The organism is Bifidobacterium sp. POST2/T3 (B1), from assembly GCF_058197115.1.
In genome coordinates this window covers 1-2273 of the sequence record NZ_JBVPQK010000414.1, presented here as the reverse complement: position 1 = coordinate 2273, position 2273 = coordinate 1, and the positions used below count along the sequence as shown (strand labels likewise).

Annotated in this window: 2 protein-coding genes; both read right to left on the bottom strand. The window is 63.6% G+C overall.

Translation table 11 applies throughout. The features are described from left to right. Positions 1 to 1475: dihydrolipoyl dehydrogenase family protein (locus AC0AP0_RS12295; protein ID WP_490430689.1), on the bottom strand; the 1475-nt coding region annotated here is incomplete at its 3' end. A 141-nt stretch (positions 1476 to 1616) separates the two neighbouring features. Beyond that, a complete protein-coding gene (locus tag AC0AP0_RS12290) occupies positions 1617 to 2243 on the bottom strand; it encodes a DUF3043 domain-containing protein (protein WP_490430688.1) in 627 nt (208 codons plus the stop codon). Positions 2244 to 2273 lie beyond the last annotated feature (30 nt).

The window sequence follows — 2273 nt, the reverse complement described above, 5'->3', positions numbered from 1 at the left end:
AGGGGTCTGCCGTCAGCCTTGAGCAGGGCCTCTCCAATGGCTTCCGAGAAGGTGGGATGGGGGTGGATGAGCCCGGCCGCACGGTGCAGGGGAATCTGGTTGCCAACCAGCTGCTGGGCCTCGGCGATGTTCTCGGAGGCCTGGGGGGATACCATCTCCAGACCGACCACCATCTGCTTCTCCATGTCGGTGGCCGGGCAGGCGGTGATCAGACTGAGGGTGCCCTGCATGCCGCTCATGCGCATGCGCGAGTTGGACATCATGGGGTAGATGGTCTCCTTGACCTGGTTCAGCGATGGATTGTCCTCGGCTTCCTGACGGCTGAAGCCCACAGCTGCGGCCTGGGGGGAGGAGAAGACCACGCGGGGGATGGTGGCCTCGTTGACCGGCTCGGGGTCCAGGCCGGAGGCGGCATCGGCCAGGGTGATGCCCTGCTGGAAGGCCCTGTGGGCCAGATGGTGACCCGGGGTGATGTCGCCCAGGGCCCAGACCCGGTCACGGCTGGTGCGCCCCTGGGAGTCGGTCAGGACCTGGCCATGGTTGTCCAGATCGATGCCCAGCTCCTTCATGTGCTCGGGATCGGTATTGGGGTCCCTGCCGATGGCCACCAGGACCAGATCAGTCTCGATCGTTCCCGCCTGGTCCTTGTCGTCCGTTGGCTGGTAGTCGACCTGAATGCCTCCATCAGCGGGTAGACGGTGTCCGCCCGAACAGCGGGCATGGGTAATGATTTGAATTCCCTGACGCTCCAACTCCCGGGTCAGAATCTGACCGGTCCGCCGACCCCAGTGGGAGAGCACCCGGTCCCGTCTGACCATCAGGGTCACCTGGCAACCGGCTTGATTCCAAATGGTGGCGAATTCCAGGGCCACAGCCCCTGATCCGATAATCAGGGCCCGGTGGGGGAAAGGCTTGAGGGTCAGGGCCCGGTCGGTGTCGATGACCAGATCATCGAAAGGGAGTTCTTCCAGGGCCCTGGCATGAGAACCGGTGGCCAGGATGGTGTCGCAGGTTGTCAGGCGGGTTCGATTGCCATCATCGTCGGTCACCTCTACCAGGCCGTCGCCGACGATGGTGCCGTGGCCGTGCACCACGGTGATGCCGCGTTGCTTCAGCAGGCTCGACAGGCCGCCGGTCATGGCGTCCACCATTCGGTCCTGATAATCCTGGAGCTTCTGGTAGTCGATGTCGGCCGACTCGATATTGATGCCCATGGCGGCCCCGAGGTCGGCCTGTTCGAGAACCTGGGTGGCGGTCAGCAGGGCCTTGGTGGGGATGCATCCGCGGTTCAGGCAGACGCCGCCGACCACAGGGTCCTGCTCGACCAGGGCTACACGTCCGCCCAGCTCTGCCGTGCGCAGGGCCGTGGCGTAGCCGCCCGGACCGGATCCGATGATGATGGTGTCGTACTGGCGGCTGTCGGCATCCCAGGGGTCAAGAGACTCTGTGCCGAGTTGGTTGATCGATTGCTGCATAGCAATCCATGCTAGCCGTGGAGGCTGGGAGAATGAAGACCATCAGCAGAATGTGGAGTGAATACGAAGAACGCCCGGAACCTCAAGTGGAACCGGGCGGCGCGGCTAATCGATGGGTCGGTAAGTCAGGACAACCGGCTGTCACTTGGGCCAGTGCCCACGCTTGCTCTGGCTGGGCTTGGGGACCCGCCAGCGCCGGACCATCATGGCTCGTTGCCAGGCATAGGAGGCCGAGCGGGAACCCTTGGCCACCGAGCGCTCGCCGAACTTGTCGATCAGCAGCCGCTTGAGCTTGCGCCACATCAGCCAGGTGTCGATCAGGGCCACGATCAGGTAGCCATATAGAAGGACGGTCACCACCATGGTGAAAGTGGCGTAATGCTGAGGACCCACGAACATACCCATCAGGGTGGCCACGAACATGAGGATGATGGCCGGGAAGATCCATTCCAGCAGATTGAAGCGGGCATCCACATAGTCGCGGATGTAGATTCTCCAGGGAAGGCGCTCCGACTTGGGCATGTGGTCGATGTCGCCGGTCCTCATGGCCTCGTACTGGGCATCCTCACGGGCTCGAATCCGGGCCTTGGCGGCCTTGCGCGAGGCCTTGCGGTCCTTGGGGACCAGAGGGCGCAGGTTCCGGGCCTCGGCCTGCTTGCGCTTAGGGGTGGGGCGTCCCTTGCCTCGTACCTCTTCAGTGGAGGCCCTCTGGTCCGCCTCCGCCTCTTTGTCCCGTCGATCCTTGCGTGAGAAGGGGTTCCATGTCATGCGAACAGGTTACGGTGACGCCTAGACTCG